Annotated in this window: 14 protein-coding genes and 1 pseudogene; 9 read left to right on the top strand and 6 right to left on the bottom strand. The window is 61.0% G+C overall.

The genetic code is table 11. The features are described 5' to 3' along the window. Positions 1-304 precede the first annotated feature (304 nt). From purL to grxD, 4 genes are all read left to right on the top strand, one after another. Positions 305-2,470: a phosphoribosylformylglycinamidine synthase subunit PurL gene (purL, locus tag ACZ1HH_RS05485; RefSeq protein ID WP_011538458.1), complete on the top strand. Its 2,166-nt coding sequence runs from the start codon at positions 305-307 to the stop codon at positions 2,468-2,470. Positions 2,471-2,747: 277 nt separating this feature from the next. Continuing rightward, positions 2,748-2,984: a BolA/IbaG family iron-sulfur metabolism protein gene (locus tag ACZ1HH_RS05480; protein ID WP_011538457.1), complete on the top strand. Its 237-nt coding sequence runs from the start codon at positions 2,748-2,750 to the stop codon at positions 2,982-2,984. 8 nt (positions 2,985-2,992) lie between these two features. Then, entirely contained in the window at positions 2,993-3,217 is a 225-nt protein-coding gene (locus ACZ1HH_RS05475) for a hypothetical protein (protein ID WP_044026723.1), read from the top strand. A 134-nt stretch (positions 3,218-3,351) separates the two neighbouring features. Beyond that, positions 3,352-3,714, top strand: a complete 363-nt coding sequence (gene grxD / locus ACZ1HH_RS05470; RefSeq protein WP_011538456.1) for a Grx4 family monothiol glutaredoxin — start codon at positions 3,352-3,354, stop codon at positions 3,712-3,714. A 280-nt stretch (positions 3,715-3,994) separates the two neighbouring features. Here grxD and ACZ1HH_RS05465 read toward each other — a convergent pair. Together ACZ1HH_RS05465 and ACZ1HH_RS05460 are read right to left on the bottom strand one after the other, a co-directional pair. After that, positions 3,995-4,405 (bottom strand): annotated as a pseudogene (locus tag ACZ1HH_RS05465) (cell division protein ZapA); the annotation flags it as partial. After that, entirely contained in the window at positions 4,405-5,325 is a 921-nt protein-coding gene (locus tag ACZ1HH_RS05460; RefSeq protein WP_472636082.1) for a coiled-coil domain-containing protein, read from the bottom strand. The pseudogene ACZ1HH_RS05465 and the gene ACZ1HH_RS05460, both read right to left, overlap by 1 nt. Positions 5,326-5,683: 358 nt before the next feature. On the opposite strand from ACZ1HH_RS05460, the gene tkt reads away from it, so the two are divergent. Continuing rightward, positions 5,684-7,705, top strand: a complete 2,022-nt coding sequence (gene tkt / locus ACZ1HH_RS05455; protein ID WP_011538453.1) for a transketolase — start codon at positions 5,684-5,686, stop codon at positions 7,703-7,705. A gap of 123 nt (positions 7,706-7,828) precedes the next feature. Here the strand turns inward: tkt and ACZ1HH_RS05450 are convergent, their stop codons facing one another. Further along, a complete protein-coding gene (locus tag ACZ1HH_RS05450; protein WP_472636081.1) occupies positions 7,829-8,779 on the bottom strand; it encodes a DUF808 domain-containing protein in 951 nt (316 codons plus the stop codon). Positions 8,780-9,033: 254 nt separating this feature from the next. Between ACZ1HH_RS05450 and gap the strand changes: the two genes are divergently transcribed. Beyond that, positions 9,034-10,035, top strand: a complete 1,002-nt coding sequence (gene gap, locus ACZ1HH_RS05445) for a type I glyceraldehyde-3-phosphate dehydrogenase (protein WP_011538451.1) — start codon at positions 9,034-9,036, stop codon at positions 10,033-10,035. A 78-nt stretch (positions 10,036-10,113) separates the two neighbouring features. Continuing rightward, on the top strand, positions 10,114-10,257 hold the full coding sequence (locus tag ACZ1HH_RS05440) for a hypothetical protein (RefSeq protein ID WP_011538450.1): 144 nt from the start codon (positions 10,114-10,116) through the stop codon (positions 10,255-10,257). Positions 10,258-10,324: 67 nt separating this feature from the next. On the opposite strand, the gene coaD is transcribed toward ACZ1HH_RS05440, so the two are convergent. The 3 genes from coaD to ACZ1HH_RS05425 form a co-directional block, all read right to left on the bottom strand. Beyond that, complete coding sequence (gene coaD, locus ACZ1HH_RS05435; RefSeq protein WP_011538449.1) at positions 10,325-10,822, bottom strand: pantetheine-phosphate adenylyltransferase; 498 nt, start codon at positions 10,820-10,822, stop codon at positions 10,325-10,327. 125 nt (positions 10,823-10,947) lie between these two features. Beyond that, on the bottom strand, positions 10,948-11,382 hold the full coding sequence (locus ACZ1HH_RS05430) for a CBS domain-containing protein (protein WP_472636080.1): 435 nt from the start codon (positions 11,380-11,382) through the stop codon (positions 10,948-10,950). A gap of 55 nt (positions 11,383-11,437) precedes the next feature. After that, the gene (locus ACZ1HH_RS05425) at positions 11,438-12,334 is read right to left on the bottom strand and encodes a LysR family transcriptional regulator (protein ID WP_168610863.1); all 897 of its coding nucleotides are present in this window, start codon (positions 12,332-12,334) and stop codon (positions 11,438-11,440) included. 155 nt (positions 12,335-12,489) lie between these two features. Here ACZ1HH_RS05425 and ACZ1HH_RS05420 point away from each other — a divergent pair, with 155 nt between their 5' ends. Together ACZ1HH_RS05420 and ACZ1HH_RS05415 are read left to right on the top strand one after the other, a co-directional pair. Beyond that, positions 12,490-13,989: a CoA-acylating methylmalonate-semialdehyde dehydrogenase gene (locus ACZ1HH_RS05420; protein ID WP_011538446.1), complete on the top strand. Its 1,500-nt coding sequence runs from the start codon at positions 12,490-12,492 to the stop codon at positions 13,987-13,989. Between the two features lie 197 nt (positions 13,990-14,186). Further along, the gene (locus ACZ1HH_RS05415) at positions 14,187-14,804 is read left to right on the top strand and encodes a L,D-transpeptidase (protein WP_472636079.1); all 618 of its coding nucleotides are present in this window, start codon (positions 14,187-14,189) and stop codon (positions 14,802-14,804) included. Position 14,805 lies beyond the last annotated feature (1 nt).

Genomic DNA, 14,805 nt, shown 5'->3' with positions numbered 1-14,805 from the left:
CATACCTCCCTGTTGGACTTCGGCCGAGCTTAGTGCTCGGCCTTTTTTTTGGCCCAACGCCCGCATCTCTGTGCGCGGTTTTTTCCTTCTTTGTCGTGTGGCGCGCGCCCCTGCTAGCCCAAAACGCGCCCGAGGGGCAGATTTCCCGACATCATCATGCCGTTGCCGGATGTTCATGCATTCCATTTCACGAATGCCCAATCATGAGGCAATCTCTGCACGTCTCTCATGCCCCCTTTCCCCGCAGCGGGGCTTGCTCTAAAAGGCCGACAACATGAAGCGACCCGGGGGGCCATCTAGCGCCATGCAGGAACCAGCCATTACGCCTGAAGTGATCGAAAACCACGGACTGAAGCCCGATGAATACGATCTGATCCTCGAGATCATCGGCCGCGAGCCGACCTTCACCGAGCTCGGCATTTTCTCCGCCATGTGGAACGAGCACTGTTCCTATAAATCATCGAAGAAATGGCTGCGCACCCTGCCGACCTCCGGCCCGCAGGTGATCTGCGGCCCCGGCGAGAACGCCGGTATCGTGGACATCGGCGATGGCGATGCGGTCGTCTTCAAGATGGAAAGCCACAACCACCCCTCCTACATCGAGCCCTATCAAGGTGCCGCCACTGGTGTTGGCGGCATTTTGCGTGATGTCTTCACCATGGGCGCGCGACCCATCGCGTCGATGAACTCGCTCTCCTTTGGTGAGCCTGCGCATCACAAGACCCGCCAGCTGGTAAACGGCGTGGTCGAGGGCGTCGGCGGCTACGGCAACTGTTTTGGTGTGCCTTGTGTCGGCGGCGAAGTGCGCTTTCACCCCGCCTACAATGGCAACTGCCTGGTGAACGCCTTTGCGGCGGGCCTCGTGAAGACCGATATGATCTTCTACTCCGCCGCCTCCGGTGTGGGCATGCCGGTTGTGTACCTCGGCGCCAAGACCGGCCGCGACGGGGTTGGTGGTGCGACCATGGCGTCGGCAGAATTCGACGACACCATCGAAGAAAAGCGCCCCACCGTGCAGGTTGGTGACCCGTTCACCGAAAAACGCCTGATGGAAGCCACGCTGGAGCTGATGCAGACCGGTGCCGTGATCTCCATTCAAGACATGGGCGCGGCAGGCCTCACCTGCTCCGCTGTGGAAATGGGTGACAAGGGCGGCCTTGGCGTGCGTCTGGATCTGGAAAAGGTTCCGCAGCGCGAAGAAAACATGACCGCTTACGAGATGATGCTCTCGGAATCGCAAGAGCGCATGCTGATGGTGCTGAAGCCCGAGCTGGAGGCCGAGGCCAAAGCCGTCTTTGAGAAATGGGACCTCGATTTTGCCATCGTGGGTGAGACCATTGCCGAAGATCGCTTCCTCATCATGCACAACGGCGAGGTCAAAGCGGATCTGCCGCTGTCAAAGCTTTCGTCCTCGGCGCCGGAATACGACCGCCCGTGGATCGAGGTCGAGGCCCCCGCGGCGCTTACGGATGCGGATGTGCCGACCATTGACCCGATCGACGGCCTGAAGGCGCTGATCTCCAGCCCTAACTATGCCGGCAAACAGTGGGTCTATGAGCAATATGACACCACCGTGATGGGCGACACCGCGCGTCGTCCGGGTCTGGGTGGCGGCATGGTCCGCGTGCATGGCACCGACAAGAAACTGGCCTTTACCTCTGACGTGACCCCGCGTTACGTCAAGGCGAACCCGGTTGAGGGCGGCAAACAGGCCGTGGCCGAAGCCTATCGCAACCTCTGCGCTGTCGGGGCCAAGCCATTGGCGACCACCGACAACCTCAATTTCGGCAACCCCGAAAAGCCCGAGATCATGGGCCAATTTGTCGGCGCACTCAAAGGCATCGGCGAGGCGGTCTCGGCGCTTGATATGCCAATCGTCTCGGGCAACGTCTCGCTTTACAACGAAACAGACGGCCAGGCGATCCTGCCGACACCGACCATTGGCGCGGTAGGTCTGGTTGCGGCGGGCGAAGAGCCGATCCTGGGCGAGGCCCGCGACGGTCATGTGCTGCTGCTGGTGGGCGAAACCATTGGTCATCTTGGCCAGTCGGCGCTTCTGCACGAGGTCTTCAACCGCGAGGACGGCGACGCCCCCGCAGTGGATCTTGAGATCGAGAAGCGCAACGGCGAGTTCATCCGCAACAACCGCGATTTCATCAAGGCCTGCACCGACATCAGCGACGGTGGGCTTGCGCTCGCGGCGTTTGAGCTTGCAGAGGCCGCAGGTGTTGGGGTGCAGATCGACGCCAGCGACACCCCGACGCTCTTTGGTGAGGATCAGGCACGCTATCTGGTGGCCTGCAACTTCGACCAGGCCGAGGCGCTGATGATCGCTGCCGGTCAGGCCGGGGTGCCGCTGGAAACGGTTGGCAAGTTCACCGGCGACACGGTGAAGATGGGCGGATCGGAGGCAACGCTCGAAGAGCTGAGCCAGATCTTCCGCACAAGCTTTGCCGAAGCAGTCGCCTAATCACAAAAGGCGGGGACACTCCCGCGCCCGGAGGGGCCTTAGCTGTTGCTAAGCCCCCTTGGCGGCCTTGGGCCCGGCACCGCGCCTGCGCGGTGCCGGGCCCAACTGTGTTGGGCGGGCCCCTTTGGGGCCAGTCCATAAGCAGGCGGGAGCGCCCCCGACCCGTTTCACATCGGTCGCGACAAAACAGACCTTACAATCACGGTAGAGTTGCTTGCGTCCCCCGCATTGCAGCCCTACATTTTGGCCAAAGAACACCACAGCAAGGATGCGCCCCATGCCAATGCAGGCCCATGAAATCGAAGCCCTCCTGCGCGAGACCTTCCCGGATGCGCAAATTCAGGTGGGCGGCAGCGATGGCGTTCACATGTCCGCCATGGTCATCGACGAGAGCTTTCGCGGCAAAAACCGCGTGCAGCAGCAACGCGCCGTCTATGCCGCGCTCAAGGGAAAGATGGATGGCCCCAGCGGTGAGCTCCACGCCCTCGCCCTGACCACCAAAGCGCCGGAGTAGCATCCGGTATGGAGGCAATCTGGATCATAGGCGGCGCGATTGCGATCATTGTCGCGATCGCCCTCTTCTCGGATTTTCTCCATATTCGCGAGAAGCTCAGACAGCGCCGGATGCCGCCGTTGACGCCCGAGGAACAAGAGATACTGCATGAAAAAGAAGAGCGCATGCAGGATATGCTGGAGCGCGCGCAGAGACGTCATACCGGAGATTTCTTTACAAAACCATGGCGTTAGATCAGCAACAGACATTCAACTACGCTGATCTAGAACCGCAATGATACCGAGCGCTGCAGCCTCGTTGCTCGGACCCAAAACCACAGTTTTCAGCGGCTCTATGAACCAGGGGCCAGACCGAAAGGACCAATACCATGACCGACGCAAAGACCCGCATCGATGAAACCGTCAAAGCCAACGATGTTGTGCTTTATATGAAAGGCACCAAGGACATGCCGCAGTGCGGGTTCTCCTCGCGCGTGGCCGGTGTGCTGAACTACATCGGTGTCGACTACACCGACGTGAACGTGCTTGCGGATGAGGACATCCGCCAGGGCATCAAGGATTATTCCGACTGGCCGACCATCCCGCAGCTCTACATCAAGGGCGAATTCGTGGGCGGTTGCGACATCATCACCGAGATGACGCTTTCGGGCGAACTCGACGGAATGTTTGAACAAAACGGCATCAGCTTCGACAAGGATGCCGCCGACAAGATCCGCGAAGCCAACGCCTGATCCGTTCGCGACGCGCAAAACAAAAGCCCGCAGACCTCTGGGTCTCGCGGGCTTTTTTGTGGCGCGGCCTTTATATCCGGGCGCCTGCAACATCAGCGCTGGGGGGCGCAACTGCTCAGCGCGCCTGCCCCGGGGCGATCAGAGTTCAGACCTGTTCCTTGACGTCGTCAGGAGTCTCTTCACGGGCCTCATCCGCATTGCCTTCGGCGGCCATTGCGTCGGCGCTCGGATCCACGGCGGGAGTGGTTGCAGCCTCATCGTCGTCTTCGTCATCATCCGGCGCGGCTTTTTCTTCGATCTCGCCCGCCAGCGCTTCGGCCCGTGCCGCAAGCTCTGCGAGGGTCTCGGCGACCTGCGGCGGCACCACGGGCACCTCAATTTGTTCAGCAGGCGGTGGTGGCGCGTTGCGCAGCTCCTCGAGCTCTGCATCCCGCTCTTCGAGCAGCGCGTCTTTCTCGGCCAGTTTGGCCTCGACTTCCTTGATGCGGTCCTCGACGGCTGCGGTCTTATCCGCAAGCATCAAACCCGCCATCAAGAGCATCCGCGCCTCGGGCATCCGCCCGATTTGATCCGACAGCACCTGCGCCTCGTCGTCGAGCATCCCCGCCGCCATATGCAGAAAGCTCTCTTCGCCTTCCTGACAGGACACCTCAAAATCGCGGCCCCCGATATGAATGGTCACTTCCGGCATCAGGCTTCTTCTCCTTCAGGCAGGTTGGGGGCTGTGGCAAGGAGCGGCTCCAATCGGGCCAGAACCGCGTTGACCTCGGCCTGATCGGTGGCGCGGGCGGCCTTCAGCCCCTCCAGCTCGGCCTCAAGGCCAGAGTTGATCAGCGCAGGATCCGCAACCCCTTCGGCATTGGCCGCACGCAGGGCAGCGTTGGACTGGCGCAACTGGTCGTTGCTGGCCCGCAGGCCCTGCAATTCGCCATCAAGGGCGCTCAGACGCAGATCAAGCTCGGCGCTGACGCCCTCGTCAGCAGGCTCAGCATCCGACGAGACAGCGGCGCTTTCGGCGGCTTCCGCACGCGCACGCAATTCGGCGACTTCTGCACGCAGCGCTTCGAGCTCGGCGCTGTCGGCATGCGCATCGCCCTCCACGTCAGACGTCATCTCGGTGTCGGCAGGGCTCTCCGGCAGAGCCGCGAGCTGCGCTTGCAGCTGTTCATTCTGGGCGGTGGCTTCGCTCAGGTCATCTTCGAGCTTTTCACGCTCGCTTGCGGCCTGATTGCGTGCGGCCTCAAGATCCTGCTTCAAACGCGCGACCTCGGCTTTCAGTGCCTCCGTTTCGACGGAATTCCCGGCCTCGTTGCGCAGCAGCTCCAGTTCCGCATGCAGCGCAATCAGATCTTGTGCGCCATCCACGGCAGCCACTTTCTTTTCCATGTCCTCGAGCCGGCCATGCAGCAGGCGCAGCCGTTCGATCAGCTGCGCATTGGCCATCTTCTCGTCTTCGAGATCGGCCAGAAGCTCCGCATGCTTTTGCATATCCAGCTCTTCCAGTGTCGGCACCGGACGATTGGCATGCTTTTGCTCCAGCGCGGCGACGCCGCCATAGATACGATGCAGCGCGGTCTGGATGCGGCCCTGTAGTTCTTCTAACTGCTCCATGCGTTCCTCTTCACCTCGTCTTCCCGGGGCCAAGACCGTAGCCTGCGTGCCTGCCCGTCCCGAGCCGATCTGTCGCCGTTTCGCGATGCCTGCCACCCGTCTGTTCGCCCGCCCCGCCTGAGTGGGTCCCAGTTGAACAGGGTTCGAATCAACCCGGCAGCGCGCCACCGCGATCAGCTTATCTCATGAAGGGGTAAAACACCCCCCCATTGCTTTCAAGCACTTGCAGAGCACAGTTCAAGGCCAGACCGGCGCCGGGAGTGGCGAAACCCTGCAAAACAGGGCCTCAGCGCTTGATCTTTGCTTTGAGACTGCTATCCAGCGGCAAACCCCTGCGAACCCAAAGAGGAACAGTTCAGTGGATCTGACAGCCCTGCGCTCTGAAAACCCCGATCATTGGAACAAAGCCGCCGCCATCCGCGCCCTGACGCTGGATGCGGTTGCGGGTGCAAACTCCGGCCACTCCGGCATGCCGATTGGCATGGCCGATGTCGCAACCGTGCTGTTTGAAAAGCACATGAAGTTCGACGTCTCCGCCCCGAAATGGGCGGACCGCGATCGCTTCATCCTGTCGGCCGGCCACGGCTCCATGCTGATCTATTCGCTGCTCTACCTCATGGGTGACGCACAGGTCACGCTCGAGCAGATCAAGAACTTCCGTCAGTCCGGCGCGCTCACAGCGGGCCACCCGGAGAACTTTCTTCTGGACGCGGTCGAAGTCACCACCGGCCCGCTTGGCCAGGGGATCTCGAACGCTGTCGGCTTTGCCATGGCCGAGGAAAGCCTGCGCGCCCAGTATGGCAAGAAGGTTGTCGATCACTACACCTATGTCATCGCGGGCGACGGCTGCCTCATGGAAGGCGTGAGCCAGGAGGCCATCGGCCTTGCCGGGCGTCACCAGCTGGGTAAGCTCGTGGTGTTCTGGGACAACAACAACATCACCATCGACGGCACCGTTGATCTCTCGGACCGTACCAATCAGGTGCAGCGCTTCAAGGCGTCCGGTTGGCACGTGCAGGAAATCGACGGCCACAACCCGGCCGAGATCGACGCCGCCATCGAGGCCGCGAAGAAGACCAAGAAACCGTCGATGATCGCCTGCAAAACCCATATCGCTCTGGGCCACGCTGCGCAGGATACCTCCAAAGGCCACGGCGCTCTGACCGACGCCGATCAGCTCAAAGCCGCCAAGGAAGCCTATGGCTGGACCGGTGGCGCCTATGAGGTGCCCGCCGAGATCAAATCCCAGTGGGAAGCGATCGGCCAGCGCGGTGCTACGGCGCGCGCAGAATGGGAAGCGCGTTTTGCCGAGATTTCCAAGCAGAAACAGGACCGGTTCAACCGGGCCTTTGCCCTTGAGGCGCCGAAGAAGCTCTCCGCGACCGTGAAGGCGCTGAAAAAGCAGATCTCGGAAACCAAACCCAAGGTGGCAACCCGCAAGGCGTCGGAAATGGCGCTTGAGGTCATCAACCCGATCATGCCCGAAACCATTGGCGGCTCGGCGGATCTCACCGGCTCCAATAACACCAAGACCGGCGATCTTGGGGTGTTTGACACCGACAACCGCAAGGGCCGCTATGTCTATTGGGGCATCCGCGAGCATGGTATGGCGGCAGCGATGAACGGCATGGCGCTGCATGGCGGTATTCGCCCCTATGGAGGGACGTTCTTCTGCTTTACCGATTATGCGCGTCCGGCCATGCGTCTGGCGGCCTTGTCGAAGATCCCGACGGTCTTTGTGATGACCCACGATTCCATCGGTGTGGGCGAAGACGGCCCGACTCACCAGCCGGTCGAGCATCTCGCGATCTGTCGCGCGACCCCGAACACCTATACCTTCCGCCCTGCCGACGCGGTGGAAACCGCAGAAGCCTGGGAAATCGCGCTGACGGCCAAGGAAACCCCGTCGGTGATCGCGCTCACGCGCCAGGGCCTGCCCACCGTGCGCACCGAGCACAAGCTGGCCAACCTCACCGAGAAAGGCGCCTATGTGCTGGCCGAGGCCGAGAGCAAGCGTCAGGTGATCCTGATGGCTTCCGGCTCCGAAGTGTCGGTTGCCATGGCTGCAAAAGACATCCTCGAGGGTCAGGGCATCGGCACCCGCGTGGTCTCTGTGCCCTGCATGGAGCTGTTCCACGCGCAGGACGAAGCCTACCGCCGCAAGGTTCTGCCTGCAGGTCCCGTGCGCGTGGCCATCGAGGCCGCCGTGCGCGATGGCGGCTGGGATCGCCTCTTGCTGGGGGAACGCGGCCAGGAGAAGAAGGCAGGCTTTGTCGGCATGCAGGGCTTTGGTGCTTCTGCCCCGGCGGGTGAGCTCTTTGAGAAATTCGGCATTACCGCCGAAGGCACCGTCGCCAAGGTCAAAGAGCTGTTGGGCTAAGCCGGGTGTTGGGGGCGCTGCCCCCGACCCTTTCGGGTCTCCCCCGGGATATTTTGAGTTAGAAGATGAAAGGGCGCCCTGGTTTCGGGGCGCCCTTTTTGGTCAGGTCAGGTCCGGATGTCGTCAATGCGCGGCTTTGGCGCCAAACAGCGGCGCGATCACTTTGGTGGCGAGGGGGATCAAGAGGAGGCCCACCACAAAGCCGAGGAGACCGTCGACCACCGCCTTCACCAGCCATTCCACCAGCCCGTCACCTTGGGCGATGGATTTGGCAAAGCTGTAGATCGTATCTTCGGGCCAGTGCCAGCCCATCTGATGCGCGGAATGCACAATGATCGACCCGCCGACCCAGAGCATGGCGGCCGTCCCGACCACAGTCAGCATTTTCAGGAACCACGGCATAAACGCGACAATGCCGCGGCCGAGGGCGCGGGTAACGCCCGTGCGGCCCACCTTGGTGAGCCAGAGGCCCACGTCGTCCATTTTTACAATCACCGCAACCACACCATAGACCACGATGGTAATCATGATGCCCACCACGGCCAGGGTGGCCGCCTGAATCCACAAGACATCGCTCTCGATCGTCGAGAGAGATATCGTCATGATTTCAGCCGAGAGGATGAAATCGGTCTTGATGGCGCCTTTGACCTTCTGCTCTTCGAGATGTGCCGGATCTCCAATGTCATGGCTGCCGTCTGGCCCGCCGGAATGATCGTCATGGGGCAGCACCACATGGGCGATCTTTTCGGCCCCTTCAAAACACAGGTAGCAGCCCCCAAGGATCAGGAGCGGCGGAATGAGCCAGGGCGCAAACTGCGACATCAACAGGGCCACGGGCAACAGGAACACCAGTTTGTTGATGAAAGAGCCGCGCGCAATGCGCCAGATCATCGGCAACTCGCGCGCCGGGTGGAAGCCGGTGACATATTTCGGCGTGACCGCGGCATCGTCAATCACGATGCCGGCCGCCTTCGAGCCCGCTTTCATCGATTGGGTCGCCACATCATCCACCGATGCGGCGGCGACCTTTGCGATCCCCGCGACATCGTCCAACAAGGCCAGAAGACCGCTCATACCTCACCCCTTTGCACTGTGGCATTCATGGGACCCTGTGTAGCCTGCGGGAGGGGAATCATTCAAGCGTGCCGCATCGCAGCATCGCGCCGTTCCCCCGGAGCAACAGTTACCGCAAACGCCGTCAGAGGTGTTAACGCCACCATCAGGGTTTTGCGCTAACAGTCTGTGTTTACTCTAATTTCTTCTTTTTCCCGAGGTTAATGATCGCTATAGGCTGCCCCCAAGACAGCCTTCTCGTGGAGACGACAGAGATGACCATCAAAGTTGGAATCAATGGCTTCGGACGTATCGGCCGCTGCACCCTCGCCCATATCGCGGGCAGCTTTCGCAACGATATCGAGGTGATCAAGGTCAATGCGACCGGCCCGATCGAGACGGCAGCGCATCTCATCAAATACGACAGCGTGCATGGTCGTTTCCCCGGTCAGGTCGATTTCAGCGAAGGCCGCCTGAACCTTGGCCGCGGCGACATGCAGGTGTTTTCCACCTACGACATGGACACGCTGGACTGGGAAGGCTGCGATGTCGTGCTGGAATGCACCGGCAAGTTCAACGATGGCCTCAAGGCGAAAAAGCATCTCGAGCGCGGCGCAGGCAAGGTTCTGCTGTCCGCACCTGGCAAGAACGTGGACCGCACCGTGGTTTACGGCGTCAACGACGAGGATCTTCTGTCCACCGACAAGATGGTCTCCAACGGGTCTTGCACCACCAACTGCCTTGCACCGCTGGCCAAAGTACTCGACGAGGCCTTTGGCATCGAGCATGGCATCATGACCACCATCCACGCTTACACCGGCGATCAGCCGACGCTGGATCGCCGTCACGACGACCTCTACCGTGCGCGTGCGGCGGCGATGTCGATGATCCCGACCTCTACGGGCGCGGCCAAGGCGCTGGGTGAGGTTCTGCCGAACCTCAAGGGCCGTCTCGATGGCTCAGCGATCCGCGTGCCGACCCCGAATGTGTCCGCGGTGGACCTGACCTTCCGCGCGGGGCGCGAGGTCACCGCCGAAGAGGTGAACGCCGCCGTGGCAGAGGCGTCCAAGGGCCATATGTCGCGCGTTCTGGGCTATGAGCCCGCGCCGCTGGTCTCGACCGACTTCAACCACACCGAAGAAAGCTCCATCTTTGCGCCCGACCAGACCCGCGTGGTCGACGGTCGCATGGTGCGCGTGCTGGCGTGGTATGACAACGAATGGGGCTTCTCGGTCCGGATGGCCGATGTTGCCACCGCCATGGGTCGCCTGAACTAACCCCTCCCTCGCGTGAGGGTTGAGATTTTACGCCCGGTCAGGCATAGCTGGCCGGGCGTATTTTATTGGGCTTCCCGCATGACCAACACCATCGCCATCGCCCTGGGGCTGTTCCTGATCACCGCTTTGACGGTGGACATCGTGTTCTTTGGCACCGGTCATGTACTGTTTTTGGGCAAAAAGCTGTTTGAGCTGATCGAGTGGCTCGCTTTCTGGCGCTGACCACAAAGCAAAACCGGCCCGCGCGCGGCAGACCGGATCCACGTGTTCCAAGTGGGCTGGCTGGGGCCTAGCGCTGGCCCAAACGCTCTGCGAGGCGTTCGCGCACAAGAGGCGTCACAAACTTGCTGACATCGCCCCCGAGGCGCGAGATTTCCTTGACCAGTTTGCTGGCGATGGCCTGATGGCGGGCCTCAGCCATGAGGAACACCGTCTCGATGCTGTCATCGAGCGCCCGGTTCATGCCAACCATCTGGAATTCATATTCAAAATCCGCAACCGCACGCAGGCCGCGCACGATCACCTGCGCGCCCACATCGCGGGCGCAGTCAATCAGCAGATTTTCAAACGGGTGAACGACGATCTCGGTGCCGGTCTGCTCGGTGAGCTTGGCGCACTCTGCCTCGATCATGGCGACGCGCTCTTCGAGATCGAACAACGGCCCCTTGTCGCGGTTGATCGCCACGCCGATCACAAGCCGGTCTACCAGCAGGGTTGCCCGCCGGATAATGTCGATATGCCCCAAGGTGATGGGGTCAAAGGTTCCGGGATACAAGCCAATGCGCATGGGCCCCTCCTGCCTGCGTCACATTCCCGGGCACGCAATCATGTTGCGCGACGCAATGCAAGTGCGTGAGAATACTGAATCTTCAGCCAGTGCATAATCGCCGCCGCCCAGCCGCGATTTGCTCCCTAGTGTCCCATGATCATGCCCTCAAGCGCGGTTTTCTCCATCGCCACCTCGTTGAGTTGCGCCTTGACCACATCTCCAAGCGAGATGATCCCCACCAGCGCGCCATCTTCGACAACGGGCATATGGCGGAATCGCCCTTCGGTCATCGTGGTGAGCGCCTGCTCTGCAACGCTGTCCTGGGTGCAGGTCACCACGTCGCGGGTCATGTAGTCCTCGACCTTATGATTGAGACAAACCGACCCCACCTTGGCGAGCTGGCGCACGATGTCGCGCTCCGACAGGATGCCAACAGGTTTGGATTTATCCGGCGACACAACGACTGTCCCGATGCCATGCTCGGACAAGAGCTGCGCCGCCGCCTCAATCGTGGCCTCCGGTGTGATCGTGACAACTTCGGCGATATCTTTGGACTTAAGGATCGACTTAACGAGCATTTTGCGCACCCTTGAAATTTTCTTTCACTCCCTCAAGGTTTGCCGCAAGATCACATCAAGTCAAGCCTTCCAATCGCTCAACCTCTGCGCGTATTCCTGCAGAGAGCGCCTCTGCAAAGCGATTAAGCCGGTCGCTGCGCTGGTCGCCCTGATGGCGGACAAGGTAAAAACTGCGGGTCAGGCTGAACTCTTCCTTCAGCACTTTGCGCAGGGTCCGGTGGCTCGGCAGTGAAAAATCATGCACCACGCCAAGCGCGCTGCCTTCGGCAAGCATCTTGATCTGGACAGAGACCGAATTGGACGCCAGCGACACGCGCTCGATGCCCAGATCATTGAGGTAATCCAACTCGCGATCAAAGATCATGTCCGGAATGTAGCCGATCATGCGATGGTCGCGCAGGTGCTCGAGCTTTTCGATCGGGTGATGGTCGCGCAGATAGTGGCGGGTGGCCGCCAGATGCAGGTGATAGTCGGTGATCTTCTGCACCAGCAGCTTGCCCGCAGTTGGCGCGCTGACGGTGACGGCCATATCCGCCTCGCGCCGCGACAGGTTGATCACACGCGGCAAGGCGACAACCTGAATATCAAGATCCGGGTTGTCTTTGGAAATCGCGGCACAGACCTGCGGCAGGATGTAATTGGCACATCCATCCGGCGCGCCGATGCGGATCTGCCCCGAAAGCGTGTCACTCGGGCCAGTGAGCGCCTCTTCGCCCGCCCGCATGGCGAGTTCCGCCGCTTCCGCATGCCCCAAGAGCCTGTCTCCGGCCGCGCTCAGCGCATAGCCTTGCGGTGATTTTACAAAGAGAGATGTCTTGAGCGCGGCCTCAAACCGGGCCACCCGGCGGCCCACTGTGGCAGGGTCCATCTTGAGGACCCGCCCCGCGCCAGAGAGGCTGCTCTCCCGCGCGACCGCCAAAAACACTTTCATATCGTCCCATTGGGGTTCCATCTGACGGGATCCTCCAGCCTTCTTCGCATTCTGCTCATGGTAAACCTACCTTAACCATTTGCGTAAATGCAAAACCTATTTGAAGCCTTTCCTCTTTTACGTCTGTTTTTGCAATCCTAGGATGGCGGCGACCACTGATCAGAGGAGGACTGCACATGCAGGAACTGACCCATTACGTGAATGGTGAAAAAGTCGCCGGGACCTCCGGCCGTTTTGCCGACGTTTTGAACCCCGCCACCGGTGAAGTGCAGGCCAAGGTGCCGCTTGCCACGAAGGCGGAAATGGACGCAATCATCGCCAAAGCCGCCGAAGCACAGGTGGAATGGGCGGCAACCAACCCGCAAAAACGCGCCCGTGTGATGATGAAGTTCGGCCAACTCATCAACGAACACATGGACACGCTCGCAGAACTGGTTGCCCGTGAACACGGCAAGACCCTGCCTGATGCGCGCGGCGACGTGCAGCGCGGCCTTGAGGTTGTCGAGGTCTGCATGGGCACGCCGAGCCTGCTGAAAGGCGAATTCACCGACAGCGGCGGACCGGGCATCGACCTTTACTCCATGCGCCAGCCTCTGGGTGTGGTTGCGGGCATCACCCCCTTCAACTTCCCGGCGATGATCCCCTTGTGGAAAATGGCCCCTGCCCTCTCGTGCGGCAACGCCATGATCCTGAAACCTTCCGAGCGCGTGCCGTCCACCTCGCTCTATCTGGCGGAGCTTCTGAAAGAAGCCGGTCTGCCCGATGGTGTGCTGCAGGTTGTGAACGGCGACAAGGAAGCCGTGGACGCGATCCTCGACAACGAGACCATTCAGGCCGTGGGCTTTGTGGGCTCCACCCCGATTGCGCAGTATATCTATGGCCGCGCGGCGACCAACGGCAAGCGCGCGCAGTGCTTTGGCGGCGCCAAGAACCACATGCTGATCATGCCCGATGCGGATCTCGACAAGGCGGCAGACGCGCTGGTGGGTGCCGGGTTTGGCGCAGCGGGCGAACGCTGCATGGCGATCTCCGTTGCGGTGCCGGTCGGCAAAGAAACCGCCGATGGCCTCATTGAGCGTCTGGTGCCCCGCATCGAGAAACTCAAGGTCGGCCCCTACACCGCCGGTGAGGACATCGACTACGGCCCCGTGATCACCCCGCAGGCCAAGGCGCGCATCGAGGGTCTCATCGACAGCGGCGTCGAGCAGGGCGCAACCCTTGTGACCGATGGCCGTGGCCTGACGCTGCAGGGTTATGAGAACGGCTATTTTGTTGGCCCGACCCTCTTTGACAATGTCACCGCCGAGATGGACATTTACAAAGAAGAGATCTTTGGCCCGGTTCTGTCGACAGTCCGCATGGACAACTACGAGGACGCACTGAACCTTGTCAAAGACAACGCCTATGGCAACGGCACCGCGATCTACACTGCCGATGGTGACACCGCGCGTGACTTTGCCAACCGCGTGAACGTGGGCATGGTCGGCATCAACTTCCCGATCCCGGTCCCGCTCAGCTACCACACCTTTGGCGGCTGGAAGAAATCGGCCTTTGGCGATCTGAACCAATATGGCCCCGACGCCTTCCGCTTCTACACCCGCACCAAGACTGTGACCCAGCGCTGGTTCTCGGGCATCAAAGAAGGCGGCGAATTCAACTTCAAAGCCATGGACTGATCCCCGAAAGGTTCATGTTTTGGCCGTCCGGGACCTCCGGGCGGCCTTTTTTGTTGGGGAATGCGCGATAAGTTGCGCAAGCGGCCTGCTCACGCAAATGTCACCCCTTCAAGGCGGGGATGACACTGGCGCAGCTGCCCTGGCTTTCATAGTGTCGCCATCAAAATTCGAGCACTCAAAGCCACGAGGATGGATGCATGTCCGACTTCACCAAATCCCGTCTTTCTCTGACGCGCCGCAGCCTGATGGCGGGCGCGGCGGCAACACTTGCAACACCGGGGCTTTTGCGCGCGCAATCCACCGATGCTTTCCCCGCATCAGAGCCCGCAATCCGCGAGCAAATCCCGGTTCAGCGCAATGTGTCTTCGTTCCAGCAACAGCGCTGGCAGGACCATTTTGAGACGCTGGGCGTGGGCTGTCTCTTGGCCGACATCGAGAGCCGCGCGCTGCATTACTGGGGCGGCGATGGCGAGACCTATCTGCTCTTTCCCTCGTCTGTTCCGATGAGCGAAGACTTGACCCGCCGGGGCTATTCCAAGATCGTGCGCAAGCGCGAGAACCCAAGCTGGACACCCACAGCCAACATGCGCGAGCGCGATCCCTCGCTGCCGCAGCGTATTGAAGGCGGCGAGCCAAACAACCCGCTTGGCACCCGCGCGCTCTATCTCGACTGGCCCGCCTATCTGGTGCATGGCACCCATGACACCCGCAAAATTGGCCGTCAGAGCTCTTCTGGCTGCATCGGGCTCTACAATCAGCACGTCGAGAAACTCTATCCGCTGGTCAAAGTCGGAACACAGGTGCGGCTGCTCTGAT

Source organism: Epibacterium sp. HA2-3, from assembly GCF_055693725.2.
Note: the sequence above shows the minus strand (reverse complement) of the source record. Positions and strands in the feature narration are given on the sequence as shown.